At 54.7% G+C, this 24,018-nt stretch carries 20 protein-coding genes and 2 pseudogenes; 13 read left to right on the forward strand and 9 right to left on the reverse strand.

The window, feature by feature from the left end:
• The first annotated feature begins 139 nt into the window (after window positions 1-139).
• Window positions 140-532 carry a GFA family protein gene (locus J3361_RS01115; RefSeq protein ID WP_207961617.1) on the forward strand — a complete coding sequence of 131 codons (393 nt, stop codon included), beginning with the start codon at window positions 140-142 and terminating at the stop codon, window positions 530-532.
• Between the two features lie 329 nt (window positions 533-861).
• Here the strand turns inward: J3361_RS01115 and J3361_RS01120 are convergent, their stop codons facing one another.
• The 3 genes from J3361_RS01120 to J3361_RS01130 form a co-directional block, all read right to left on the reverse strand.
• The gene (locus J3361_RS01120; protein ID WP_207961625.1) at window positions 862-1,815 is read right to left on the reverse strand and encodes an alpha/beta hydrolase; all 954 of its coding nucleotides are present in this window, start codon (window positions 1,813-1,815) and stop codon (window positions 862-864) included.
• 323 nt (window positions 1,816-2,138) lie between these two features.
• A complete protein-coding gene (locus J3361_RS01125; RefSeq protein WP_207961627.1) occupies window positions 2,139-2,297 on the reverse strand; it encodes a hypothetical protein in 159 nt (52 codons plus the stop codon).
• 153 nt (window positions 2,298-2,450) lie between these two features.
• Window positions 2,451-3,251 (reverse strand): hypothetical protein, encoded by an 801-nt coding sequence (locus J3361_RS01130; protein WP_207961629.1) that lies wholly within the window; start codon window positions 3,249-3,251, stop codon window positions 2,451-2,453.
• Window positions 3,252-3,455: 204 nt separating this feature from the next.
• Here J3361_RS01130 and J3361_RS01135 point away from each other — a divergent pair, with 204 nt between their 5' ends.
• From J3361_RS01135 to J3361_RS01145, 3 genes are all read left to right on the forward strand, one after another.
• Window positions 3,456-4,190, forward strand: a complete 735-nt coding sequence (locus tag J3361_RS01135; RefSeq protein ID WP_207961630.1) for a transporter substrate-binding domain-containing protein — start codon at window positions 3,456-3,458, stop codon at window positions 4,188-4,190.
• Window positions 4,191-4,493: 303 nt separating this feature from the next.
• Window positions 4,494-5,681: an ATP-binding protein gene (locus J3361_RS01140; RefSeq protein WP_207961631.1), complete on the forward strand. Its 1,188-nt coding sequence runs from the start codon at window positions 4,494-4,496 to the stop codon at window positions 5,679-5,681.
• Window positions 5,674-6,366 (forward strand): hypothetical protein, encoded by a 693-nt coding sequence (locus J3361_RS01145; RefSeq protein WP_207961632.1) that lies wholly within the window; start codon window positions 5,674-5,676, stop codon window positions 6,364-6,366. The genes J3361_RS01140 and J3361_RS01145 overlap by 8 nt, the downstream gene beginning before the upstream one ends.
• A gap of 445 nt (window positions 6,367-6,811) precedes the next feature.
• Here J3361_RS01145 and J3361_RS01150 read toward each other — a convergent pair whose 3' ends face one another.
• Window positions 6,812-8,980: a TonB-dependent siderophore receptor gene (locus J3361_RS01150; protein WP_207961633.1), complete on the reverse strand. Its 2,169-nt coding sequence runs from the start codon at window positions 8,978-8,980 to the stop codon at window positions 6,812-6,814.
• 290 nt (window positions 8,981-9,270) lie between these two features.
• Here J3361_RS01150 and J3361_RS01155 point away from each other — a divergent pair, with 290 nt between their 5' ends.
• The gene (locus J3361_RS01155) at window positions 9,271-10,320 is read left to right on the forward strand and encodes a nucleoside hydrolase (RefSeq protein ID WP_207961634.1); all 1,050 of its coding nucleotides are present in this window, start codon (window positions 9,271-9,273) and stop codon (window positions 10,318-10,320) included.
• Between the two features lie 97 nt (window positions 10,321-10,417).
• On the forward strand, window positions 10,418-12,406 hold the full coding sequence (locus J3361_RS01160) for a M10 family metallopeptidase C-terminal domain-containing protein (RefSeq protein ID WP_207961635.1): 1,989 nt from the start codon (window positions 10,418-10,420) through the stop codon (window positions 12,404-12,406).
• 93 nt (window positions 12,407-12,499) lie between these two features.
• Here J3361_RS01160 and J3361_RS01165 read toward each other — a convergent pair whose 3' ends face one another.
• From J3361_RS01165 to J3361_RS01175, 3 genes are all read right to left on the reverse strand, one after another.
• On the reverse strand, window positions 12,500-12,682 hold the full coding sequence (locus J3361_RS01165; protein WP_207961836.1) for a hypothetical protein: 183 nt from the start codon (window positions 12,680-12,682) through the stop codon (window positions 12,500-12,502).
• 229 nt (window positions 12,683-12,911) lie between these two features.
• Complete coding sequence (locus J3361_RS01170; RefSeq protein WP_207961636.1) at window positions 12,912-13,529, reverse strand: hypothetical protein; 618 nt, start codon at window positions 13,527-13,529, stop codon at window positions 12,912-12,914.
• Entirely contained in the window at window positions 13,529-13,801 is a 273-nt protein-coding gene (locus tag J3361_RS01175; protein WP_207961842.1) for a hypothetical protein, read from the reverse strand. Before J3361_RS01175 ends, J3361_RS01170 begins: the two co-directional genes overlap by 1 nt.
• A gap of 78 nt (window positions 13,802-13,879) precedes the next feature.
• Here J3361_RS01175 and J3361_RS01180 point away from each other — a divergent pair.
• Window positions 13,880-13,987: pseudogene (locus tag J3361_RS01180) on the forward strand (LysR family transcriptional regulator); the annotation flags it as partial.
• A 70-nt stretch (window positions 13,988-14,057) separates the two neighbouring features.
• Here J3361_RS01180 and J3361_RS01185 read toward each other — a convergent pair.
• Window positions 14,058-14,975, reverse strand: coding sequence for a LysR family transcriptional regulator (locus J3361_RS01185; protein ID WP_207961637.1), 918 nt, complete (start codon window positions 14,973-14,975; stop codon window positions 14,058-14,060).
• Window positions 14,976-15,059: 84 nt separating this feature from the next.
• Here J3361_RS01185 and J3361_RS01190 point away from each other — a divergent pair, with 84 nt between their 5' ends.
• From J3361_RS01190 to J3361_RS01195, 3 genes and pseudogenes are all read left to right on the forward strand, one after another.
• A complete protein-coding gene (locus tag J3361_RS01190) occupies window positions 15,060-15,851 on the forward strand; it encodes an NAD(P)H-dependent oxidoreductase (protein ID WP_207961638.1) in 792 nt (263 codons plus the stop codon).
• 140 nt (window positions 15,852-15,991) lie between these two features.
• Window positions 15,992-16,433, forward strand: a pseudogene (locus J3361_RS29395) (AraC family transcriptional regulator); the annotation flags it as partial.
• Window positions 16,434-16,873: 440 nt separating this feature from the next.
• Window positions 16,874-17,470 carry a hypothetical protein gene (locus J3361_RS01195; RefSeq protein ID WP_207961640.1) on the forward strand — a complete coding sequence of 199 codons (597 nt, stop codon included), beginning with the start codon at window positions 16,874-16,876 and terminating at the stop codon, window positions 17,468-17,470.
• A gap of 863 nt (window positions 17,471-18,333) precedes the next feature.
• Here J3361_RS01195 and J3361_RS01200 read toward each other — a convergent pair.
• Window positions 18,334-19,608, reverse strand: coding sequence for a PD-(D/E)XK nuclease family protein (locus J3361_RS01200; RefSeq protein WP_207961642.1), 1,275 nt, complete (start codon window positions 19,606-19,608; stop codon window positions 18,334-18,336).
• A gap of 311 nt (window positions 19,609-19,919) precedes the next feature.
• Between J3361_RS01200 and J3361_RS01205 the strand changes: the two genes are divergently transcribed.
• The 3 genes from J3361_RS01205 (at window position 19,920) to J3361_RS01215 (ending at window position 23,924) form a co-directional block, all read left to right on the forward strand.
• Window positions 19,920-21,557 carry a restriction endonuclease gene (locus tag J3361_RS01205; protein WP_207961644.1) on the forward strand — a complete coding sequence of 546 codons (1,638 nt, stop codon included), beginning with the start codon at window positions 19,920-19,922 and terminating at the stop codon, window positions 21,555-21,557.
• Between the two features lie 400 nt (window positions 21,558-21,957).
• Window positions 21,958-23,190 (forward strand): DUF262 domain-containing protein, encoded by a 1,233-nt coding sequence (locus J3361_RS01210; RefSeq protein WP_207961646.1) that lies wholly within the window; start codon window positions 21,958-21,960, stop codon window positions 23,188-23,190.
• The gene (locus J3361_RS01215) at window positions 23,190-23,924 is read left to right on the forward strand and encodes a HEPN domain-containing protein (protein WP_207961648.1); all 735 of its coding nucleotides are present in this window, start codon (window positions 23,190-23,192) and stop codon (window positions 23,922-23,924) included. The genes J3361_RS01210 and J3361_RS01215 overlap by 1 nt, the downstream gene beginning before the upstream one ends.
• Window positions 23,925-24,018: the final 94 nt, after the last annotated feature.

The raw sequence follows: 24,018 nt of genomic DNA on the forward strand, positions 1-24,018 counted from the left end.
GGCGCTGCGCACCTGCTACCAGACAAAACAATTTTCTCGACGCTGTAAAGTCTACAGCTGACAACGGAGGCAATTCCCATGACGCTTTCTGGCGTTCGTCGTCAACATCCTAACCACACGAAGGCGGAGGAGATGCACCATGGACCGATTCACCGGCGGTTGCCTGTGCGGTAACGTTCGTATCGAGGCCTCGGGGCACCCGTATCGCGTCGGCCTTTGTCATTGCCTCGACTGTCGCAAGCATCACGGGGCACTGTTCTACGCGGCTGCCGTATTTCCCCAGGAGGCGGTGACGATCGAGGGTGAAACTCGGGATTATGCCGGGCGATTTTTCTGTCCTCGCTGCGGCTCGTCGCTGTTTGCCCGCTCGGGCGACGAGATCGAAGTGCACCTGGGGATTCTAGATAGCCCCGATCAACTGCTGCCCACCTACGAAAGCTGGACCGTGCGCCGTGAGTCGTGGTTGCCGGCGTTTGCGCTTACCCGATGTTATGAGCAGGATCGTGAGGGTACGGGGCGGTCTGAGGAATAGATGCAATGTGTTCCACCGCTATCGCGAGCAGGCTCGCTCCCACAGTTTGCTCGGTGGTGTGCTCAATGCTGGATTCACAACCAACCCCCTGTGGGAGCGGGCTTGCTCGCGATAGCGGTAGGTCAGTCGATGAAGACGTTGGATGTACTGCCGTCTTCGCGAGCAAGCCCGCTCCCACAGTTTGGTCTTGGGTGTACGCCAGCTCTGGATTCACAACCAACCCCCTGTGGGAGCGGGCTTGCTCGCGAAAGCGGTAGGTCAGTCAACTTCAATGCCGACTGATCCGACGCCTTCGCGAGCAAGCCCGCTCCCACAAGGAATCTGCGCTTTTATTCCTTGAGGAACGTCAGCAGATCCTGGTTCAACCGGTCCTTGTGGGTTTCGGTCAAGCCGTGCGGTGCGCCAGGGTAGACGATCAGTCGGGCGCCCTTGATCAGCGCCGCTGAGGCCCGGCCTGCTGCGTCGATCGGCACGATCTGATCGTCATCGCCATGGATGACCAGGGTCGGCACGTCGAACTTCTTCAAATCGCCGCGGAAATCTGTCGCCGAGAAGGCCGTGATCGAGTCGTAGGTATTCTTGCTGCCACCCTGCATTCCCTGCACCCAGAACGATTGGATCAGTCCCTGGGACGGCTTGGCGCCCTTGCGGTTGTAGCCGTAGAACGGGCCCGAGGCGATGTCCAGGTACAGCTGCGAGCGGTTCTGCAGGGACGCCTTGCGCAGGCCGTCGAACACTTCGATGGGCAAGCCACCAGGGTTGGTTTCTGTCTTGAGCATCAACGGTGGCACCGAAGAAACCAGCACGGCTTTTTTCACCCGGGCGGTACCGTGGCGACCGATATACCGCGCCACTTCACCGCCCCCCGTCGAGAAGCCCACCAGCGTCACGTTCTTGAGGTCCAGCGCTTCAATCACCGCCGCCAGGTCGTCGGCGTAATGGTCCATGTCGTTGCCTTCCCAAGGCTGGCTGGAGCGACCGTGACCGCGACGATCATGAGCAATCACTCGATAGCCTTTCGAGGCGAGGAACATCATCTGGCCTTCCCAGCTGTCGGAGTCCAGCGGCCAGCCGTGGCTGAACGTCACGACCTGGCCATCGCGCGGGCCCCAGTCCTTGTAGTACAGCTGCACGCCATCCTGGGTGGTGATGTAGCTGGCGGACTGGACCACGCTGCCGACAGCAGACGCGCTGGCAGCGGCCTGTACTGGCGACGCTGCTTCGGCGCTGAGGGTGGCCAAGGCCAGGGTCGCGACAGCCAGGGTGCGATTGAAGGTGTTCATGGTGTCTCTCTCCATAAGGGCGGTTTGATCTGCGGCGATCGTCATCGATCGCGTTGGTGGGCAGATTAGAGAGAGAGGCCGATGACGAGAACGGCGCGGGCATCGATAGCAACTATAGGAAAATCGGATAGCTGCGTTGCGCTTCGGTTGCTGGGGGCGTTCGTGGCGAGGGAGCTTGCTCCCGCTGGGTGGCGAAGCCGCCCCAAACGGAGCGACGCGAGTCTTCCAGGTGTATTTCATTGGCCGATGTGCGACGGCTGCGCCGCCGAGCGGGAGCAAGCTCCCTCGCCACAATGTATTGTTCAAGCGCCCTGAAAACGCCCTCAACCAAACGAAGGCATCGGCCCCAACGAATTAAAGATCCACACGACCACCGCTACGGCCGCCAGCACCGCGACCACGATGCTGATAAGCACCCATTTAAGAATCTTCAGCCCTTTCGACGAAGCCCCCGGCGCGAGGTGCTCCACCGGGAACGTCATCTCCCCGGCACATCGCGGGCAAACAGCGGTGTCGTCAAGGAGGAGGAACCCGCAATGTTCACAGTTTGTCATGTCGTCACTTCGAGGCTCAAAGGAGGAGGGCAGCCCTTTATGGGCTTGTAGAAGCGGCCGAAAACATCGGGCGTCAGTCGCTCAATATTTGTAGACGATGCCCAGCCTGCCCATGATCTCCAGGGCGTTGACCAGGCCCAAGCCATTCATGGACAGGCAGGCAAAGGCCTGGTACTCATCGAAGTGCGTGCCGATGGCCAGCAACTTCAAATCATGGGTTTCCAGCTGCCTATTGAAGTAGTGCAGGAGCGCGCGTTCCCAATCGTCGGCGCGGTTGACCGCCTCGATGGTTTTACCCTCGGGCGTCGGGATTTCAATGCCCAGTTGCCGCAATGGGGCCAGGGCATTGACCGCATCGACGCCGCAGGACGACCACGCCTTCCATTCGAACCCGGCCAATTGATTGGCCTCGGTGAGCGCTGACTCGACTTGCGTCCAGGCCCAATCCCACTGCCCGGTAGGCGCCGGCAGGTTCTGAATGAGTACCTGTGCTTGAGCCTCGTCGAACAGGCTATCAAACAGGTCAGCGAGGGTATCGGCCAGATCGGGCTGCGGCCCTTGCCCTTGGGTGTCCAGGTCGTGGCTCAAGCGCTGCCACAGGCTGCCCAGCTCGTCCCAATCCTCGTCATCCATGTCGTCCTCGATCACCTGGGCCTTATGGCCGCGCAGGTAATTGTCCAGCCGCGTCTTGCGCACACGCACGCTGCCTTCGGCGAGATCGACCTCATAGCTGCGGTAATCCAGGTAGTTGGTCTGGAACACGATGCGGTCGGGAAACACTTCATGGGCAAGGCTTTCCTCCACATCGAAATACGCCGCGCCTTCGAAATCGCCATGGGCGCTGATGATGCGTTGCAACGACAGGGGATCGATTGGGTTCATGTGGGCTGGGTCACAAGGAGGAGGGCGAGAGGAGAGCGCCGCGTATCGGGTTCGCGCTGATCCTACACCAAGCGCCAGTGGCTGCTAAGGGGCGGAATGTGGACTGCGTCAACTGCCGGGCAAGTGTTTGGGTCTATGCTTACCGTACCCTCTTGAATCAGGCCCACCCATGCACGAACACCGAACGGTCCACAGGGAGTACGCGTGAGACATTCGATACCGGCTGCAGCGTTGTTTTGCCTATTGCTCGGCACGGTTGCCAGGGCCGAGCAGTATCAAATCGTCACCGAAGAATGGGCTCCGTACAATTATCAGGAAAACAACCGGCTCACCGGCATGACCACCGAAATCGTCCGGGCCATCATGGCGCTGACCGGAGATGATTTCGAGCTGTTGCTGCAGCCCAGCATGCGCGCCAGCCAGATACTCAGGCACCGTCCCAAGACCATCATGTATTCCATGTTTCGCACGCCGGAACGCGAATCGCAGTTCAAATGGGTCGGGCCGATCGTGGAAGAGTCCATCCACCCCTACCAACTGGCCAATACGCCCCCGGTGGACACCCTGGAACAACTCCGCAGCGCCCCGCAGATCACCACCCGCCACGCCGGCCTGCTACCTCAGATGCTGCAGTCACTGGGCTTCAACAACCTGGACAAAAGCGCCACCGAGAGCAAGCTGCTTTACCGCATGCTGCTTGCCGGACGCACGCAGATCATCGTTGGCGACACTGATGCCGGCGTGGCCTACTACAGCCGCCAACTGAACATCGCCCCGGGCACCTTGCGCCGGATTCCTATCGAACTGTATCGCTCATCGCTGTACATCGCCTTCAGTCCTGATAGTGACGATGAGGTGGTGGCGGCGTGGTCCAGGGCGTTGGAGCAGTTGCGGCGTTCCGGGGAATTGGCGCGGATTCAGCGGCGGTATGAGCGATAAAACTGCGGAGCTGGGCGAGCCCGACTTGGGTGCGCATAGCAGACGTTGGACGTGGTAGCTACGCGGAGCAGCATGGAATACCGTCCTACGGCAAATGATCCTTTTGTAGTAAACCAGAGAAATCTCCGACAACTTTTTAGGGTTGGCCTTCGCAAGCGCACCGCTTACGATCTGACCTTGTCTCATTGCTTCGCGTAGCATCGATTGCCTGGCAGCCTCGCACTGGGTGACTCGACTAATTTCCGGTAATGTGACGGACCATGACTTGATGGAGCCCCATCTTGCAAAAATGGGACTATTAGAATGCTTCGTAAGTTGAGTGTTTACGGTTTCAAATCAGTCCACGAGCAAAGTATCGAGCTTGGCCGTGTGAACTGCTTTATTGGCGCCAATGGCGTTGGGAAGAGCAATATTCTAGAGGCGCTAGGGGTGCTCGGCGCTGCGGCGAATGGCATTGTTGACGATGAAAGTTTGCTGCGTCGTGGGGTTCGAGCAGGTCTACCACGACTTTACAAAAGCTCTTTTGCTTCTGAGCGAACACCTGCGCACATTGGAATAGGCATCGTAGGGGACCGCAATGAGGCTTACCGTGTTTCTCTGCTAAACCCACTCGATGCGCCCGATCCAGCCTGGACTTACAAAACCGAGTTTTTGTCGGATGGCGCCGACGAGATTTTGTCTGACGGGGTTCGCAACAAAAAGAATTTGAACCCACAGTCGGGTTTGGCCGCACTTCGATTAGTCGAGTTGGACCCTGACAACCCGGCAGCGAAGTTGATGCAAAGCCTGCAAGAGTATGCAATCTACTGTCCCAATACTCCGTCGCTGCGCGGGAACGTGCCTGACGTTCAAACACGCCGACCCGTGGGGCTGAGCGGGGGGCAATTGGCGGAAGGCTTTGAAGCTTTGCGCAAACAGTTGGAAAGCCAGGGCGACGCCGGTGAGGAAGTACTGGACCAAGTGCTGGAGTTGATCGACTGGGTGGCCGATATTCAGGCGACTAGCCATGGCGCATCGCTGATATCCAGTCAGGTACCAAGAACCAAGCTCATGCTGAAATTCACTGACCGTTTCATGAACAAGTCGCGCAATGAGCTGACCGCTTATGACGCCAGCGAAGGAGCGCTGTATGTTCTGTTTTGTGCTGCGCTCTGTTTGTTGCCGCAAGCACCGAAAATTCTGGCTATCGACAACCTGGATCAGGCCTTGAATCCACGCTTGTTGTCCAAGTTGACGGATCGCCTCAGCAATTGGCTTATGTATAACGATCCGGATCGCCAATTGCTGTTTACGGCACACAACCCGGCGGTGTTGGACGGGCTTGATCTGTCAGACCCCGAAGTCCGCTTATTCGCGGTTGAGCGAAACAGCAATGGCCTCACTGTAGTACGACGCATCGAGTTGTCTGCGAAGCTGACGAAAATGAATGAGCAATATCCATTATCCAGATTGTGGATGATGGGGCATCTGGGGGCGGTGCCAAATGTCTGATTTGCATATTGCCTTGGTCGTGGAAGGGATAACCGACCTGGTAATTATAGAAGCGGCGCTCAAAGCCATTGTCGAAAAACCCTTCACATTGACGAAGCTTCAACCAGAAGCGACCACGCCCAAGATGGGTGAAGGCTGGAGCGGTGTATTGAAATGGTGCGATGCCTCTGGTCAAAGGCACCCGGCATGCTTGGATAGCGACCCTACGTTGGAGCAGTTTGATTTGCTGATCATCCATCTGGATGTGGATGTTTCGAGCGAGAGGTACGCAAATGCGGGGGCCATGGTTCAAAGCATGGCCGCGCAAAAGAACTGGGGCGCTTTACCTTGTGCACAACCCTGTCCCCCTGTCATCAATAGTGCCACGCCCTTGACGGCTACGTTGGATAGCTGGCTGCGTCCAGCTAGCAGGGGAAGTAAAACAGTACTGTGCCTACCTGCGCAGGCTTCGGGAACCTGGCTTGCGGCTGCCTCTCTTCCAGCCGGTCATGCACTGCTGCTCGGAGCAGAGTGCAATATCAGAGTCGAATCCAGTCTCGCTGGATTGTCGTTGAATCAGCGAATCCGCAAGAAGGAACGTGAGTACCGTCAACATGCAAGCAAGGTGACGAGTAATTGGTCTGCAATCAAAGCAATTTGTTCTCAAGCCGTGGAGTTTGAGTCCGCTGTTCTCGCTGCTATTTAACCTAAGCTGAATTGAACGATGCGGTATTGCTTGGAAAGCGATGTTTCTCCCATAGAATGTTGAGTCCCTGTACTAATCTATCGAATGGCGGTTTCGTAAAAAGCCGCAGTCCAAGAGCGCGGACTTATAGCCGGTACCCACCACTTGCCTCAATTACTTGGGCGGTCACCCGGCAGCTTTCATCGGACGCCGATTCGCCCATTGTCGCAAAGACGGCTCCGCGCGACTTGAACGACGAAAATAATAGGGTCGTAGTGAAATGGTGGGGATAGGCTAATGCCAGTCAATTAAGCGAATCAGGCAGAACAATAATCCTGTGGTGAGGGAGTAAGCTCCCTCGCCACAGTTTGTATGCTTGCCCGTGGTATTCACTTAACTGACTGGCATTGGAGGGATAGGTCTCTTTCCAGGCCAGCAGAATGTCCCCTTAGGCCGAAAGGGTTTTCTAGAAACTGTACTTGGCCGTCAACATCATATTGCGCGGGCTACCGTAGGCGTCACCGCCGTAGCTTGCGGAGTTGGCGATGGTCGAATAGTACCGACGGTCAAAGATGTTGTTGGCGTTGACCTGCAAATCCAGGTTCTCGTTGACCCGGTAGCCGGCCATCAGGTCCGTAACCGCGTAGCTGCCTTGTTTGAGCCGGTATTCACTGCCATTAGCCAATGGGATGTCGTTGTACATGCGGCTCTGCCAGGAGACGTTGCCACCCACGCGCAGTTTTTCCAGCGGGCCCTGGAATTGGTAGCTGGTGGTCAGCTTGAACAGATGCTCCGGTGTATCGGTGTCGAACTGCTTGTTCACATTCTGTGGATTGGCCGCATCCTTGACGGTGTGGGTGCGCGCGTAGGTATAGCCACCGCCGACTTGCCAGTTTTCGGTCAAGGCGCCCTGAAGTTCGAAGTCGATACCCTGGCTGCGAATCTCTCCGGACGCCTCATAACAGCTTGCCTGTGGGCAGTTTGCCGTGAACAGTTGCACCGCACGGTTTTCCTGGTCGACGCGAAACAGCGCCACGCTCGCATTCAGCGCGCCACCAAAATATTCGCCCTTGATACCGACCTCGTAGTTCTTGCCAATGATCGGCTTGACCGGGGTCCCCGAGGTGTCCTTTTCGCGCTGCGGCGTGAAGATGTCGCTGTAGCTGACGTAGGCCGAGTGATGGTCGTCCAGGTCGTAGATCAAGCCAGCGTAACGGGTGACGTTTCGGGTGACCTTGTAATCGGTGTCGCCGTCCCGGTTATCGTAGTCATACCAGTCCAAGCGCCCGCCGAGGATCAGTTTCAGCGGGTCGGCCAGGCTCAGGCGTGTGGTGAGGTAGACGCCGTCCTGGGTGGTCACTTCGCGCTGGTTGTTGGTATGAACGAAGTTCGGTTTACCCCCATTGATCGGCCAGTTCATGTCGTACGGGCTGTAGTTGTGGGTGGTCATGTCGTAGATGCGCTTGCTGGCGCCCACCACCAGTTCATGGGTGCGCCCGAACGCCTCGAAGGGGCCACTGGCAAAGGCATCCACGCCGGCCTGGTTTTCATCGAAGTCGGCCTGGTAAACCGTGCGCGCCAATGTGTTGTTGACCCAGCGCGATTGGTAAGAACCGGAGAACAACGCGTTCTGTTCGGCGTAGTTGGCGTTGACCTGAAGGTTCCAGTCATTGGCCAGGCGATGACGGACTTCGGCGAATACGGTGTTGATCTCCTGATCCTTGTTCTCCCAATCCGTACCTGGATTGTAGGAGCGCGGGAGGTCCAGGTGATGGCCGTCCTGGCCGATCATCGAAGAGCCCCAGAAGTAATTGGTCTTGTCCTTCTGGTGGGAAAACCCCAGGGTCAGGGTGGTGTCCTCGCTCAAGTCCGCTTCGGTGACCGCATAGAACAGGCCATGATCCTCCTCGACATTGTCGATGAAGCTGTTGGCGTCCTGGTAAGAGGTCACGACCCGGCCGCGCAGCGTGCCACTGTCGTTGAGCGGGCTGGAGGCATCGACCTCGCCACGGTAATCGTCCCAGCTGCCGGCAGCACCGGTCAGGGTGAGTTTCTGCTCGGCCAATGGCCGCTTGCGGATCAGGTTGATGGCGGCCGAAGGGTTGCCTGCACCCGTCACCAGGCCGGTGGCACCGCGCACCACCTCGACCCGATCAAACATCGCCAAGTTAGGCTGGGAACCGACGTTAACGCCGTCGTAGCCACTCGGGATGCCGTCATACATCAGGTTGTCGATCTCAAAACCGCGCGCCTTGTAAGTCTGCCGGCCAGGACCGGAGGAAAAGTCCAGGAACAAACCAGGCGTCGCCTTGACCACGTCGTTGATGTCGGTCATCGCCTGGTCATCCATGCGCTGGCGCGTAATGACGGTGACGGCTTGTGGGGTTTCACGCATGGTCAGCGGGAGCTTGGTCGCGGTCGACATCGCGCCGGTGGTGTAGGACTCGGTGCCTTCCGTGGTGCTGCCCAGTTGACCGCTGCCGGAGACTTCGGTCGCGTCCAGTTCCAGGGTGGCGGGTGGGGTGGTGCTGTTGTCATCGGCGTAGGCGGGGGCCAGGGTGGTCATGCAAATGGCCATGGCGAGAAGATTGCGGGCAGGGGTGAAGTGACGCGGCGGGGTGGTGCGAGTCGACATGAGCAGGTCCTGAGTTACCAATGCTTGTGAGAGTGATTCGCATTAAGTATTGCAGGATTTATCTGACGGATAAAGCTTGTAGAGGTTGGAGTAGGCGATGCGCAGGGGCTTGTCGCGGGCACACTCTGGAGCCGCGTGACCGGGCGGCGGTAAATCGCTTACTGGAGGCTTTTAAACAGGCGTTTATTTTTCGCGATGCTACTGTTACATCGCTACCTGCGGCGGGCGGCGACCGCTGACGGAAGACCTATATCGGACGTGAATTCTTCATTGGCCAGGAGGCTAGCACTATGTCAGCACAATCCCTCACGCACCTGCTTATCGATACCGATGTCGATTTCGACGACTACATGGCCATCTCGTATTTGCTGAAGCATCCTGCGGTCAAGGTCGAAGGCATCACAGTGACAGGGGTGGGCGCTGTTCACTTGAGTCACGGCGTTGAAAATATCAGCAACTTTCTCACCGTGTTCGACGATCCGGAGATCGAGCGCATCCCCGTTGTCGCTGGCTTTCAGCGGCCCATGGTGTACAGCAATACCTTTCCCTTCGAAACACGCCAGGCAGCGAATCGACATTACGACGCGTCGTTTCCGCGGACAAACCTGAACCCCACGCGAACCGATGCGATCGCGTTCTTAAGGGATACATTGAAAAACGCTGATCACAAATTTACCGTATTGATGATCGGTGGCGGCACGACCTGGGGCCATTTGTTTCAGCAGGCTCAAACCGATCACGCATTACAAGACTTGTTGCGCAGCAAAATAGATCGCATCGTGATGATGGGAGGCAATTTGTTGCCGCAGTACGTCCAGCCCGGCGCGGGCGGCAATATTATCGACACCCTGGGCGACGCTCCCTACTACACCAATAAGGTCGCAGAGTGGAACGTCTTCCTGGATCCGCTTGCTACCCAATATGTCTTTGAAAGCGGAATTCCAGTGCAATTGGTTGCGCTGAACGCTTGTAACCAGATCCGCATTGATCGGGATTTCCTGCGAGCACTCTCCAGTATTCACAACCCGGTTGCCCAATTCCTCACGCAGGTGCTGCAAAGCTCGACCATAGCCCCTGGTATCGGCGCTTATCTGTATTTTTGGGACCCGTTGGCGGCCATCGCGATAACCGACCCTCGGTTTCTCCAATTTACCCGTTATGGCCTGCGGGTCGAACAAGAGCTGAACGAAGAACAGGATACGAGCGGACAGTTGATCCCGGATGACGCTGGCGCTCCGGTCGACGTTGCCCTGGGAACGTCACCAGGGTTCGTCTTGTCGCTTTATCTGGGCACTATTGCCGGAAAGTCGGCCGAGGCCACGACATCGATAGCAGAGTAGTAGGTCGTCCAAGAACTTCCCTTCGTCTTGTAAGGTGGCAACCTGACTGAGCCGTGTCTATTGTCTCTGGCGACAGATAGCTATCGGAGGCATCGACATGACTCAGATCATTTCGCCCGCCGCTTCAGCTGTGCGGAACACGGGCATGGTCGCCACAACTTTATGGGGCTCGGACAAAATCGGCGGTATCGCGGTCGATCCGGACGGTACTCTCTGGCTTGGCGCTTATAGTCGCCTGGGGCTCGGCGGTGAAGAGGATTCAGGCTTCACCGGTAGCCTGGTCCGGTTCAATGCCGACGGCAGCCTGGACCGCAACTTCAGTGGAGACGGTAAATCCCTTCTCCCGGTGGCGCTCGATATCGAGGACGGCGGTAATGCGGCCGTGCAGCCGGGAGGAGGCTACCTGGTGACGCGCTACGTGAAAGTAGGCGATGCCTGGGTGTCGGGCATCAGTCGTAACTTGGCTGACGGCAGCCTCGATACGAGCTTCGGCAACGGCGGCACCGCGACAGTGCCTTTCTACTGGAATGAAGATCTAGGCCAGCAAGCGTCGTTCTCCGTGCAACGCGACGGCAGCTTTTTCGCAAGCGCTGGGTATGCCTCTGGGGAGATCTACATCGCCCGCTTCGACGCGACGGGGACCTTGGTCTCGTCTTTCGGCGAGGCAGGGGTCCTGCATCTGCCGGCGTCCGTCGGCATTCACCCCAGCCGCACGCTCGACGTTTCGCTGCAGGCAGACGGGAAGGTTTTGGTCACGGGGCAAGCGACCCTGACCCGCCTCAACCCGGACGGCACTCTGGACAGCAGCTTTGCAAACGGCGGCAGCCTGGCCCTGGATGTTCACGCGAACGCCCTCGTCATCCAGGATGACGGCAAAATCCTCCTGGCGGGCGCCTCGGGCGGTGTAGCGACCGTCATTCGACTCAATATCGACGGCTCACTCGACACCCAATTCGGTGATGGCGGTCAGGTACGTTGGGGCTCAGAAAGCGCCCCTTTCGCAGTCGCCGACATGATCGTGCTGGCCGACGGCAAGCTATTGATTGGTGGAAGCCAGGGCACGCGGGCGGACGGTTATCTGGCCGCCTTGGTTCAGTTGAACCCCGACGGCAGCCTGGACCACAGCTTTGGCAATCCCGACGACGGTTATCACCACCTAGACGGGGGCCGCAATGACGACTTCTTGCTCGGTACCGCCTCGTTCGACGATGCGATCTCTGGCGGGGCCGGTAACGATCTGCTCGATGGCCAGCAAGGTCGTGACCTGCTAACAGGCGGTGCCGGGGCCGATACGTTCCGTTATGAGTCAGTCACCGACAGTTACCGAACCGCAACCGCGGCCCATAGCGACCGAATCACCGACGTCGACCCCAGCACCGACACGATCGATCTCTCGTCCCTGGGCTTCCTCGGGCTGGGCAATGGACATGACGGAACCCTGGCAATACGCGTCAATGAAAGCGGGACGCGGACCTACCTCAAAAGTTTCGAGGTCAATGCGGATGGCGAACGTTTCGAATTGGTCTTCGACGGTAACTTGGGCCAAGCGCTGAATGAAACCAATATCCTGTTTCAACAAGCCAGGTTGACGGGCACCGAAGGGGCCGATCATCTACAAGGCAACGCTCGAGGCGAAATCATCGAAGGGCGCGCGGGCGATGATCGCCTGTATGGCGCGTTAGGGAATGATGTCCTGGTGGGCGGAGAGGGCCGGGACCAATTGGTGGGTGGCGGCAACAACGATGTATTTCGCTTCGACTTGCTGAGCGACAGCTACCGTACCGCCACCGAAAACCACACGGATCGCCTGATGGACTATACCGCGGGGGAAGACACGATCGATGTGTCCGCCTTGGGCTTTACCCGGCTGGGAAATGGTTACGACGGCACGTTGGACGTGGTTTTTAATGAAGCCAAGAACCTGACTTATTTGAAGAGCTATGAAACTAACGCGGATGGGGCTCGATTCGAGTTGAGCTTGGTGGGGGATCACTCCGGGTATCGTAATTTGGATGTCGTCTTTGCCGAGCCATTGGGGGAGGAGGCCGTTCAATTGATCGGAGTGGCTGATAACTTCTGGGTGTAGAACGCAAATCTGGAAAAGGGGAGCGGACTGTACTGCTCTATGATTTTCATGAAACTCGATGATAGAAGGTCCGCTTCTGCGGGGCTTGTCCGGTTAGATGAACTTGATCAGCAGCGTGGTGACGGTGGCCACCGTACCGATCATGCCGGTGGCGATCGCGACTGGATACCAGAAAGTTTCGCGAGTCATTTTCCCGGCTTCGGTGTTGAGCTTCTTCGTCTCGGCCATCAACTGAGCGATTTCGACGTGGACCTCTTCCAGCTCTGCGCCGCTCATATTGAATTCCTGCATGGTGTTCATCCTTTCGGGTCACAAGTCGCGCTTTGTGCGCTGCCCATGAGACCCATGCGGTCTATCTCTTGCGGGACACGTCCGGTGAGCCCCAGGAAGCGCCGCCAAACGCCACTGGGCGGGGCCTTGCTGCCGTTCATAAAGCCCTAACCCGGCGATCCGATGACAGCCCCAACAGTATAGAAAAGGGGACGGGTCTATTTGCTTTGGCTTTTTATACTTGAAACAGACTGCCGTCATCGTTCAGTGGCCGAAAGTAACCTTTGATGCAGCTGATTTCACGTATGCAGATTTGTATATGAGTTTTTTTCCGAAAGCTTGTCCCCGGATAAAGTTCTAATCCTTCGTTAAATGGTGAACGCACTGTTTCATAGGAAGGAACGTCAAGTTTTGTACGGGCTGCATGCATGTTCTCAAATACAGCGCAGTCCAAATGACGTTTCAGCAAGTCTAAGTCACCATCGAACCCTGGGCTGTTTATTGGTAGAGGGTTACCGGTGGCGGCTGTCGTTGCTTCCAATAGTGCGTAAGCACCCTGAAGCTCCAACAAGGCGCCTTCCTCGGTCAAGTTGAAGCAGAGCCCAAGATCAAGCACTGCACCAATGACATAGGGGTTCTTGATCGCTCCCTTGCCTCGTTTCTTGTAGCGTTTGATGCTCTCGGCGTAACTCAGGGCGCGCTCTGGACTGTTTTCCCAGAAATAGATCCCTTGCCCTAACCAGTCATAATCGTTCGTGCTTGGTGTCAGAGACTCGCCAGCAAGGACTGCCTCACCGACATCTCGATCACATCCATGAAAGCCCAAAACAAATGACGGGAGGTTTTGATACATTATCGATACGCAGCCGTAAGTTCGCCAGAATTAGTGTAGACCCCCGTCTTTTTAGCAAACACCTTGGCTTCTTCAGGATCCTGTGAAAGGAATTGAGCTAACTGCAACATTCGTTCTGCCACGTCGGAATGAGAATTGTGCATTCGCTTTGAAGCAGCGGCCTTTGCTCGGGGAGCCTTCGCTTTGGAAGCGGTCTTTGGTTTGGCGGCGAGATTTTTCACCGGCTCGGCGGTATGGGCTTTCGCGGCTGCTATCTTAGGTTTTTTGGCCATCACGACCTCCTGCGATGTTCAGTTCTACGGGTTGACTCTATCGTCAAAGTGACCAGAAGTCAGCCACATTGATATTTTGAAACGTTCCTGCGCGGCGCTCGGCGTATCTTGGCCGACATGGCCGAGGTCGTAGAAGCCATCGCCGACCAGGGCGTACCCAGAGGCCGCTTGCGGGGCAGCGCGGCCTTTTGGCCATGGGCGGCTGGCCATCGTTCCCTCCGAATAGCATGGTTTGAATGTGTGCCTCCCGGTCCATTCATTTCTGCACGCCGGTTGTTTCCAACGTCGAAGCAATAAGCTCGCGCAGCCACATATGGGCAGGATCGCGATGCAGTCGCTCGGGCCATAACATCAGCATTTCAAACCCGGGAATGGCGAGGGGAGGTGGCTGGACGTGAAGCGCTGGCACATGTTTCACCAGGCTTTCCGGCACCACCGCAACCAAATCGCTGTGCACCAATGCTGAGACCAGCGAGTTGAAATTGGACACGGACAATACCACTCGCCGTTCCAGACCTTCAGTTGCCAGCGCATGATCGGTGCTGCCAACGAAGCCGGCGCCATCAGGTGACATGATGGCATGTTCAAGGGCGCAGAACGCTTTGAGCGACAGCTTGGTTGCCAGGGCGGGATGGTCGCGCCGCGCCGCCAGCACATAGCGTTCGTGAATCAAGGAGCGCTGACGCAACTTGGGCGGCGCTTCATCGCGAGTGTGCAGCGCCAGATCGATAAGGCCGTTTTCCAGATCCTTGGCATAGTCGCCAGTCGGTTTATTCATAAGCGCCAACCGCGCATACGGGGCCAAGCGCCTGAGCCGCGAGAGCGACGGCCAGACCAAGGCAGTCGTCGCATAATCACTGGCAGCGATCTTCCACGTTTGATCGGACCGTCCGGGTTCAAAAGCGGCAACAGGACTCAGTGCGCTCTCCAGCGCGGCCAACGCGTCACGCAGGGGCCCCTGCAATTCGCGAGCTCGCTCGGTGGGCGACATCCCTCGGGGGCCAGGCAGCAAAAGCGGATCATCAAGCAGATCTCTCAGCCTGCCCAGTTGCAGGCTGACGGTCGGTTGCGCGAGATTGAGCAAGCGCGCCGCCCGCGTCACATTTTGCTCGGCCAACAAGGCATCCAATGTGACCAGCAAATTAAGATCCAGACGACGCAAGCTATTGTGCATGCAAATACCATGTGTTTCGGGAATTCATTTCTATCATAGCGGATGCATGCTTACGCTGAGGGACAAACTCAACGCGGAGCCCTCATGAACATACTGCTGATCTACGCCCACCCCGAACCTCGTTCGCTCAATGGCGCGCTCAAGGATTTTGCGATCACTCACCTGGAAACAGCAGGCCACGAGGTCAAAGTCTCAGATCTCTACGGCATGGGGTGGAAAGCCTCCCTCGATCCGGACGACGCCCCAGGCTATGACGCAGAAATGCCTTTCAACCCGGCGCTTGAATCCCAGCGTGTATTTGCCGCTGGCAGCCAACCGGCGGACATCCAGGCAGAGCAGGCCAAATTGCTCTGGGCCGATGCCGTCATCTTTCAATTTCCGCTGTGGTGGTTCTCGATGCCCGCGATTCTCAAGGGCTGGATCGAACGCGTCTACGCTTACGGGTTTGCCTATGGTGTCGGCGAACATAGCGAAAGCCACTGGGGCGATCGCTACGGCGAAGGCAGCATGACAGGCAAGCGCGCCATGTTGGTGGTCACCATGGGCGGTTGGGAATCCCACTACAGTGGCCGAGGGGTGAACGGCGCGTTGGATGACCTGCTATTTCCCATCCAGCATGGGGTGCTTTTCTATCCTGGCTTCACGGTCATGCCGGCCTTCCCAATCTATAAGACCAGCAAGATGGACGCCGCCCGGTTCCAATCCATTTGCACGGATTATGCCGCTCGTTTGGATACGCTTTTTAGTGATCAACCCTTGCCATTTCGGCGCCAGAATCACGGTGATTATGAAATTCCGGCGTTGACGCTGAAACCGCATCTTGCAGTTGGTCGTTGCGATCTTGGTATTCATGTCAGTGACGGAGAGAGCGTTTGAGGTAAAACGCGTATTGGAGGCTTGAGGCCAAGGGGGCTGGTAGTCGGGTCGTGCGCCTTGGGATTGATCATTCTTGGAGGTCAGTAATGACGGTCCTGGCGATGCTCAGGGCGAACCCTTCTCTGAAGACCTTGGGTCTCGTCTATGAGTGAGAGATTATCTTCCGCGTGCTCCGAGGCCCCCATGGCTAGATGTTGCGGGACATCGCCGCGCCGGATACCGCGATGGCTCGAATCAACCTGGCAATCCAATGGAGCCGGCGCAGCTTCGCCGAGTCCATTGGTGTTGAGTGATTGGCGCAATGCGCTTCAATGAGCGTCTCGGGATTCCGTTGTCACTTCAAGGCTGTCACCAACCTGAGCCCCTTGCAGTACCAGAAGCGGGTTCGCCTGCTCCAGGCCAGAACCCTGATGGTGGCGAATGCCAAAGCATCATGGCGGCTGCCTTTGAAGTGAGTTACGAGAGCGCAACGCAATTCAGCCGGGATTATGCGCCGTTGTTGGACTTCCGCATGGACTGGATGTCGGGAGGATACCGGGCAATATGAAAGCGGTTAGAGGCCAGTCGGTTGGTGGGGGATAGGGGATTTCCTTGGTCGATGGCTTTGGCCGATTGCAGCCCTTAGTGAGAGGCAGCAATCGGCCGATTCTGTTGAAAAAGTCGGCCATGGTTTCCACGGTAGAAAAGTACGCACTTGAGATTGAAATCTTTACATCGAGCAGAGGATTCCGGGCTCAGATTTCGCATAGCGGCGCGCAAAAAGGCGTTTTCAGCAATCAGTATGCGGGCAGTCTGGAAGAACCGACTTTTTCGACAGAATCGGCCAATAGCTGCCTGTCGCGACCAAGGGATTACGACCAAAAGCGCGCATTTGCTGAAGCTCGGTTTGGATGTTAGGAGGCGTCTACGGAACTAGGGATGATTCAACTTGGTTGTGTTTTCAAGCTTACTACGGTATCACATAGACTCCTGTAATCTTGGGCTGTCTTTAGGGAAGCCGTTAGAAAGTCTTAAGGATTTTTATGACCTCTGCATACCTTGCACCAACTGAGTACGATCAACCTAAGCCCATTGACGGCGAGTATCCCGCAACAGTGTTTGAAACGTATGCTGAATTTCAATACCTGGGGCGCGAGGTCCTAGCCAAAATTTCTGCCCAAGGCTCCATGAACGCGGATGGAAACCCTGGAAGAGTCGTTGTGAAAGGGGATGATGTGGAGATCACATGGAGTGGAAGTGCCCCGTATAAACCCTTCGAGTACGCTCGCAGTGATGAAAGAGAAGTTCGTTACGAGCTCTCTTTGATCGCCTCTTTAGTGCCCGAAGAGTTTGACCAACCTCATCCACTTGTTGATAACCCATATGGCTTCCAATGTCGAACTAGAAGTATAGACGTAGAGTTTGGGGTGCTTGAGAAATATCGCGCCAGGTTGGACGGCTACATACAGTTCCCTATTATAGATGCCCCATGTGTAGTCAAACCTCTAGAAGGCGAGCCTCTGAAATGCTTGGTGGTTTTTGATGAAGAGACCATTTTCCTAGCCAAGAGGTATGGCCGGGAGGTACATGATCGGTTAGTGGCGAAGGCAGTTAACGAATTGCGAACTCTCCTTCCCTAGATACGTTATTACGGGGCGTTGTGGCCGGATGGGTCGATCCTAGTTTCGTAGATAGCCCAAGAAACTCGTGATTTTCCACTCGTGGGCCAATAGCTGCCTGCCGTGACCGGCAGCTATCGGCCGATTGTGTTGAAAAAGTCGGTCCTTCCAGACTACCCGCGTACTGACTGCTGAAAACGCCTTTTTTGCGCGCAGCTACGCGAAATCTGAGCCCGCATTCTTTTGCTCAAAGTAAAGATTTCAATCTCAAGCGCATACTTTTCTGCCGTGGAAACTATGGCCGACTTTTTCAACAGAATCGGCCAATAGCGGACGTTAGATCACCACAGGAATCGGCATGAGCGACCATCCCTATAGAAAAGATGCGATCCGTGAATTGTCAGACACCGCATAGGCTTGCGACTGGAGCCGTTGGCATAGCCTGGAAAGCAACGCTAAGAACTCACCGTTGGCTGATTCAGACCAGTCACTGCCAAACCTGAGAGTCAGATGTATGGAAGTCACTGGATCTCCGCTCAGAGCTGATTCAACGAAGTAACAATCACCCGCGGCAAATGCACCTTGAGTCCCCCCGGGGAAGACTAAATCCACAGAAGTGCTGACAGAGGCTGGAGACCCAATATCCTCCACACTCTCTACGGCAGCCAAGTCGTTTATGCTCAGGTCTGTAGGTCTCAAAATAATAATGTCGAAGCTCATGCGACTCTCCGTTTCTCTAATTTGGGCGAGGCATTCTATCAGTGACATGGCACTACGCTTGAATCTTCGGGTATTTGGGCATCAACCCAACCGTGAGAAAAAGGTGAGCGTAGGTAACCCTGTCGACCGTCCTCTTTCAACCCATAGCTGCCGTTGGCTAAGGGTCAGATGTCCTTGAGCAAGCCGCGTAGGACTTGGAGTTGTGCAGAGGCGTCTTCAACAGCTTTGACGGGCGGGAGGCTTGTGCCCTTTCGGATCGTGATATTCCCATCGTCTCGCCGAGGTTGGCGAATGGAATTTCGAGCACGCTCCAGCTTGGCTATATTCAGCAGCTGAGTTCGATATTCTGCTTTCACACAGCTTAACGATAAGAACGTCGTGACACGAAAGTGCTCACCGTCTTGTCGGACGCTGATCGCGGCAGCCCAAAAAGTACCTAGATCTGGGTCTAGTAAGCGCTCGAACTCTTTGAGGCTGAAATATGTAACTACTCGACGAGGGTCGGCAGTTAGATGACTGAACTGGGCACGCAAGACATGATAGAACTTGGCGAACTTGCGTTCTTTGAGACATCTGTCCCAGACCTGAGGGCGCCGACTATAAAGTTGAAACAGCCGGATATTTGCTTTGGCATCGTTCCCCGAGCTCACTCCATTGAGGAGTGCGGCTAGGTCCTTAGCTCGGGATCGGGGTGCATTGGGCGTCAGGATCTCGTGCAGCGCGTCCAAAACTTCTCCATGCCGGCTCGCTACCGTTGTCACGATAGTACCTACGGCGGTGCCCTCGGCTAGGTCATCTTCCTCCTGAATCGCAAAACGAAACTGCGCCATGGTAGCTTTGACATGTGGTGCGACCCAAGTCAGCTGCTCAACCTGCGTTATAAACTCCGTCAGCCAAGTGTAATTAACCGGCACCCAATGATCATCCTCTGGCTCATGGTCATTACTGTCTAAGTAAAGATGGATCCCACGAAAGCTCGGGAACAGTTTGCGAAGCGCTTTGTAATAAGTTTTGGTTTGGTCCTTGCTTTCGAAATGGCCAAATTTGTTTTCGATGGCAACATACAACTTTGCAGCTGGGTCGACCGCTAGGACGTCTACGTACCGCCTCTCTCCAGGTAATCCTAGCTCGGCTTCCGTAATGACGACGATGGATGAAAATGCCAAGGTATGAATATTCGCCGCAGCAAGAAACCGCCGGTCATTAAGACTAAGGTTCACCTTCTCGGCAGACAAGCCGGCCCGGGTCAGCATCGATTTGATCGCTTGGTCTCCTAGCCCGTGACCTTGCGTTGGGTCAATCAGCCAAGCCAAAAATCGGGAGATGTTCACTTCTTTTGGGTAACAAATTTGAAGTGGTTCGCTGTGTGTAGAGAGTGCGAGCATGCGCTGCACATCGGAATCGGCGAAGAGGGCATCAACAAGGGAATCCAAGGACATGGCGTTTCTTTAGACGGTAAAATGGGGCCTTGCAGCGTACACGCCATGGTGCTGATTGGTAAGCGGCTGTACCCGCTGTCGGTGTAGCCACGTACCGCCATTCTTTTCGGTGCTGTCGGCGCGATTGATGTACTGGTCGGCTCAGGCAGCTCACGCCCTACGGCAGCCTCTAGATAAAATGTCGACCGTTAGCGTCAGCTATCGGCCAGAAGCGGTCACTTCAACTCGCACGTTGGCCGTTAAGTTCGAAACGCTCGTGTCCACCGCCGCACTTCTTTTGATACCATCGCGCCATCAGAAAGGAGGCAAGCATGGCCAATCGGAGTGGATTCGAAAAGGTGATCCGAGCAATTGCTCGGGAGACAGCCAAGCAGCAGCGGCTGAACGAGTCGGAACGTCGCGCTGCACTGCGTGCCTCTGAACGCGCGGAACGTCAGCGGCTCAGAGCGCAGGCGATTCGTGAGCGTGACCAAGCACGATATGACCGCCAATCTGAGCGAGCCGCTAAACAAAACTACATAGAGTTTCGTGAGCAAGAGGTTTGTGACGGTAATGCAACCATTCGATCTTGGATAGATGGTTTACAATCCATATTATCGTCAACGCTGATGGTTGATGACACCGTCACGTTCGACTCACTTCGTATCACTGACAATCCGCCGCCATTCGCACCAGCAAAATCTTTGACAACGGTAATTGAAGGCCCAGCACTGCAATTCTTTAGCTCCAAAGTTGCCCCCTTGCCTTGGTATCTTTCACTGATACCAAAGTTCAAAGTAAGGCATGCTGATCAGCTGAGAGCCGCTAAGGAAAGATTTCAATTAAGCGAGGAAGAGCATAAAGCCCAGGATGTCCAGCGTCTGGAAATGCTGAAAAATGCGCGAGAGACCTATGAGCGCGGCGTGTCGGCGTTCCTTGAGAAAAAGGCGCTCCGCGACTCTGAAGTCGATGCCTTCCGCTACTCGTACTATGAAGGAGACCCCGAATCAATTGTCGCTTATTGCAGCATGGTCCTAGAGAAGTCCGATTATCCAGAAGGGTTCCCGCAAAATTTCTCTTTGGCGTTCCTGCCTGAATCGAAACAGCTTGTAGTGGAATACGAGTTGCCCACCTCGGATATCATTCCTGATGTAGCCGAGTATCGTTACATAAAATCGAAAGACGAGGTCTCCACTAAACAGCGCAAGCCTGCTGAGATCAAATCTTTATATGCCGACCTCATCGCAAGTCTCGCACTCAGGTGTCTTCATGAGCTTTTCGAGGCAGACCAAGGAGAGTTCCTAGAGGTCTGCTGTTTCAACGGTTATGTGAACACCATTGATCCCGCAACTGGCCGTGGGGTGCAACCTCATCTCGTGTCTGTGCGCACCACGCGTGAAACATTCATGGAGATCGATCTTGCGCGCGTGGATCGTGCCGTCTGTCTGCGAAACCTCGGCGCACATGTCTCCCGATCCCCAAGCGAAGCGCAACCGGTTAGACCAATTATTGAATTCAACATGGTCGACAAGCGTTTCGTGGATCAGCAGGATCTGGCCTCAAATCTCAGTTCAGCAACAAATTTAATGGATCTCAACCCCTATGAATTTGAAGCGCTGGTGGCAAATCTATTCGGAAAAATGGGGTTAGAGTCAAAACTAACCAGATCATCGCGTGACGGAGGAGTCGATTGCATTGCTTATGACCCTCGTCCTGTATTAGGCGGCAAGGTAGTTATCCAAGCAAAGCGTTACAAGCACACAGTTGGCGTTTCAGCAGTCAGGGACCTCTATGGGACCATGATGAATGAAGGCGCCAATAAAGGAATTTTGGTCACGACAAGCGGCTATGGCCCCGACGCGTTTGAGTTCGCGAAGGACAAGCCCATCGAGCTCATCGAGGGCGGGGGCCTGCTTTTTCTCCTCCAAGAGATTGGAATTGAAGCGCGAATTTTGATGCCCGTGGAGTAGCCAAGAGATCAGCCTAAATACTTGAATAGAGTAAAGTTTTGGTCCGAGCATTTCTGTGCACAACCGAGTGCGCAGCATCCAAGCGCAGGCCTTCTTGCCACGAGCAAATTTTAAGGACCGCTTCGGGTGATTGCTGCCATTCGTGTCAGGCGCCTTTCGGCCAAAAGCAGCCTTTCATGAGATGCACTCTTTGTCGGGGCGCATACGCTTAAAATTAAGCAACAAATCTGCCCCGTTGATTGGCATAGATTGACGCACTTGGGGGGGCTGGGCAGAGCTGTAAGGTTCGCTTATACATGTTAAGGTTATTACGCTGAGTCGAAGCACGGATAGGTCGGCATTGTGCTGACTCGTTAGAAAATATACGTTACAGTGCAAAAAACATTAATTGGAGAAAATAATGGTGCGTAAAGATTTCGAAATAGAGGATGATATTGAAGTCTTGGACATGGACGAGCAAGGGGATGACGAAGCATCAACTGCCTCTGATACAGTGTCCCCGGATGAGTTTTTTGCCAAACACGCCTTTCGTGTTGTTTATCAGACAAATAATTTTCTGTTGCCGCAGCTTAGGGACTTGGTTTCAAAAGGAGAAGTTCTTAATCTCCGCCCTGAATACCAACGCAGGCTGCGCTGGTCAAATATTCAAAAATCTCGCTTAATCGAATCCCTTCTTCTTAATATACCCATTCCTCCAGTATTTCTGTACGAAAATGATGGTGCTCGATACGAAGTGATGGATGGTCAGCAACGTCTTAATGCTATCAAAGAATTTCAAGAGGGGGAGTTTTACCTTACGGGTTTAGAGGTGCTCTCTCCGCTAAATGGTCTGAGGTACTCCAAGGCTCCTCCTAGAATAAAACGAGCTTTAGATAGAGCGTCCGTTTCGGCTATCGTTCTGCTACTTGAGAGTGACAGTGAGCGGTCACCTGATAATAAATTTTCAATCACAGATGTGCGTCGCTTTGTGTTCGATCGCTTGAATACTGGCGGAACTAAATTAAATGCTCAAGAAATCAGAAATGCTATATACCCAGGGGAATTCAACAAGCTGGTAGTTGATTTGGCAAGGGGGCATGTGTTTACTGAAATATTTGGTATCCCACCTTATACCGAGTCTGAGCCCAGCGATTACTATGAGAATCCCAATCGGCAAAAAAATACACTCTATGCATCAATGGGTGATTGCCAGTTGGTGTTGCGTTATTTCGCTTTGCGAGATGAGGAAAATATCCGCGGTTCCATGAAGGCTATGCTGGATAGAGCAATGGCTTCAAGAGTGCAAATTACAGAGGAAGTTGCTGGTGAACTTGGTGAGGAATTCAATCAGGTTTTGAATGCTGCTGTAGAAATTTTTGGGCCGAAACCATTTCTTTTGCCAGCAGATGATAAGGGCCGTCGCAGAATATCTTCTGCACTTTATGATGCCAGTATGGTGGCAGTGTACCGCCAGATTGATCATCTTCCTGAGCTGCTTGCACATAATAAAAATATCAAAAAACGTTTGGCTCGAGAGTTTGCGTCTGGTGATAAGGATGGTGTGTTAACTGGGCAGGGAAATACTGCTAAAACTGTTAAAGAAAGGATAAGTTTATTAGAGAAAATAATTAAAGAAGGGGCTGGGCTAATCTAATGTCTGAGTTCTCATTGAATTTTGATGAGTTTGCCAGCGAGCTTGATGCTCTGTCTGAGGTGGTGGCAGGTCCAACAGAAGGAGCATCGAGTACTCTTTCTCCGAGGGCTAGGATATCTGCTGGTAATGCAGCTACGCTGATGCTCGCCGCTATTTATGAAGAGTATATTCGGCAGCAGGTGATGTCGGCATTCAAGGAAAAGTGTTCAAGAGTCAATGGGCACGCAGGATTCCCCAAAGCTCTGGCAGGAAAGGTGTGGAAAAAAGCACTGGATAACATGGCTCGTACTCAGTTTTCACGAGTTGAGGAGCGTGCTCGTGAGGTCGAAGAAAGCATCCGGAATGTACTTGATTTCACGTTGAGAAAAGACCTGACTTGTGATGTTTCAAAGACGGTCGCTCATAACGTTAATAACATGAGGCCGTCGCAAATGGCTGAGTTGTTTAAGGATATTGGTATTGCTGAAATTATTAATAAATCTTGTAATGAACCAAAGCTCAAAGCGTTGATTGGAGTACCTAAGAAAGCAGAGTTGGTTTCTATCGTGACACTGCGGCTTGATGCTTTTTTTCAGCGAAGAAACGATATGGCGCACGCTCTCCAAGCCGGACGCTCTAGTGGTCCAGTAGAGATTCTGCAAGATATAGAATTGTTTCGCCTGTTTGGAATGGGTTTAGCGTCTGCTCTTGATACAGAGTTTCCTGCATTGGAGAGGGAAGGCGTAGAAGTTTAGTGGTATTACCTTAAAAGTGTATTTTCATTCAGAGGCAACTCCCGGCAAAGCTCGGACTTCGCTATGTTGGGATACATAGATTTTGCGATTATCA

The sequence above is a fragment of the Pseudomonas sp. OA65 genome, assembly GCF_017498305.1.
Lineage (GTDB): Bacteria > Pseudomonadota > Gammaproteobacteria > Pseudomonadales > Pseudomonadaceae > Aquipseudomonas > Aquipseudomonas zanjanensis.

What these genes read in the sequence shown, in the direction of transcription:
- J3361_RS01115 (WP_207961617.1), top strand. Translation starts at nt 140, where the DNA reads ATGGACCGATTCACCGGCGGTTGCCTGTGCGGTAACGTTCGTATCGAG.
- J3361_RS01120 (WP_207961625.1), bottom strand. Translation starts at nt 1,815, where the DNA reads ATGAACACCTTCAATCGCACCCTGGCTGTCGCGACCCTGGCCTTGGCC.
- J3361_RS01125 (WP_207961627.1), bottom strand. Translation starts at nt 2,297, where the DNA reads ATGACGTTCCCGGTGGAGCACCTCGCGCCGGGGGCTTCGTCGAAAGGG.
- J3361_RS01130 (WP_207961629.1), bottom strand. Translation starts at nt 3,251, where the DNA reads ATGAACCCAATCGATCCCCTGTCGTTGCAACGCATCATCAGCGCCCAT.
- J3361_RS01140 (WP_207961631.1), top strand. Translation starts at nt 4,494, where the DNA reads ATGCTTCGTAAGTTGAGTGTTTACGGTTTCAAATCAGTCCACGAGCAA.
- J3361_RS01145 (WP_207961632.1), top strand. Translation starts at nt 5,674, where the DNA reads ATGTCTGATTTGCATATTGCCTTGGTCGTGGAAGGGATAACCGACCTG.
- J3361_RS01150 (WP_207961633.1), bottom strand. Translation starts at nt 8,980, where the DNA reads ATGTCGACTCGCACCACCCCGCCGCGTCACTTCACCCCTGCCCGCAAT.
- J3361_RS01155 (WP_207961634.1), top strand. Translation starts at nt 9,271, where the DNA reads ATGTCAGCACAATCCCTCACGCACCTGCTTATCGATACCGATGTCGAT.
- J3361_RS01160 (WP_207961635.1), top strand. Translation starts at nt 10,418, where the DNA reads ATGACTCAGATCATTTCGCCCGCCGCTTCAGCTGTGCGGAACACGGGC.
- J3361_RS01165 (WP_207961836.1), bottom strand. Translation starts at nt 12,682, where the DNA reads ATGAGCGGCGCAGAGCTGGAAGAGGTCCACGTCGAAATCGCTCAGTTG.
- J3361_RS01170 (WP_207961636.1), bottom strand. Translation starts at nt 13,529, where the DNA reads ATGTATCAAAACCTCCCGTCATTTGTTTTGGGCTTTCATGGATGTGAT.
- J3361_RS01175 (WP_207961842.1), bottom strand. Translation starts at nt 13,801, where the DNA reads ATGGCCAAAAAACCTAAGATAGCAGCCGCGAAAGCCCATACCGCCGAG.
- J3361_RS01185 (WP_207961637.1), bottom strand. Translation starts at nt 14,975, where the DNA reads ATGCACAATAGCTTGCGTCGTCTGGATCTTAATTTGCTGGTCACATTG.
- J3361_RS01190 (WP_207961638.1), top strand. Translation starts at nt 15,060, where the DNA reads ATGAACATACTGCTGATCTACGCCCACCCCGAACCTCGTTCGCTCAAT.
- J3361_RS01195 (WP_207961640.1), top strand. Translation starts at nt 16,874, where the DNA reads ATGACCTCTGCATACCTTGCACCAACTGAGTACGATCAACCTAAGCCC.
- J3361_RS01200 (WP_207961642.1), bottom strand. Translation starts at nt 19,608, where the DNA reads ATGTCCTTGGATTCCCTTGTTGATGCCCTCTTCGCCGATTCCGATGTG.
- J3361_RS01205 (WP_207961644.1), top strand. Translation starts at nt 19,920, where the DNA reads ATGGCCAATCGGAGTGGATTCGAAAAGGTGATCCGAGCAATTGCTCGG.
- J3361_RS01210 (WP_207961646.1), top strand. Translation starts at nt 21,958, where the DNA reads ATGGTGCGTAAAGATTTCGAAATAGAGGATGATATTGAAGTCTTGGAC.
- J3361_RS01215 (WP_207961648.1), top strand. Translation starts at nt 23,190, where the DNA reads ATGTCTGAGTTCTCATTGAATTTTGATGAGTTTGCCAGCGAGCTTGAT.